A 728-nucleotide genomic window follows, 5' to 3' on the forward strand; every position below is an offset into this window, starting at 1 on the left:
CGCGGGAAGGTATCTTCAGGTAAGGAGGTGATCCAACCGCAGGTTCCCCTACGGTTACCTTGTTACGACTTCACCCCAGTCATGAATCACAAAGTGGTAAGCGCCCTCCCGAAGGTTAAGCTACCTACTTCTTTTGCAACCCACTCCCATGGTGTGACGGGCGGTGTGTACAAGGCCCGGGAACGTATTCACCGTGGCATTCTGATCCACGATTACTAGCGATTCCGACTTCACGGAGTCGAGTTGCAGACTCCGATCCGGACTACGACGCACTTTGTGAGGTCCGCTTGCTCTCGCGAGGTCGCTTCTCTTTGTATGCGCCATTGTAGCACGTGTGTAGCCCTACTCGTAAGGGCCATGATGACTTGACGTCATCCCCACCTTCCTCCGGTTTATCACCGGCAGTCTCCTTTGAGTTCCCGACCGAATCGCTGGCAACAAAGGATAAGGGTTGCGCTCGTTGCGGGACTTAACCCAACATTTCACAACACGAGCTGACGACAGCCATGCAGCACCTGTCTCAGAGTTCCCGAAGGCACCAATCCATCTCTGGAAAGTTCTCTGGATGTCAAGAGTAGGTAAGGTTCTTCGCGTTGCATCGAATTAAACCACATGCTCCACCGCTTGTGCGGGCCCCCGTCAATTCATTTGAGTTTTAACCTTGCGGCCGTACTCCCCAGGCGGTCGACTTAACGCGTTAGCTCCGGAAGCCACTCCTCAGGGGAACA

At 54.3% G+C, this 728-nt stretch carries 1 rRNA gene; it reads right to left on the reverse strand.

Features of this window, described 5'->3' with window-relative positions:
* Nucleotides 1-20: 20 nt before the first annotated feature.
* Nucleotides 21-728 (reverse strand): 16S ribosomal RNA (locus HFD92_RS21490); the annotation flags it as partial.

The organism is Pantoea sp. EKM101V (assembly GCF_011800325.1).
Lineage (GTDB): Bacteria > Pseudomonadota > Gammaproteobacteria > Enterobacterales > Enterobacteriaceae > Pantoea > Pantoea anthophila.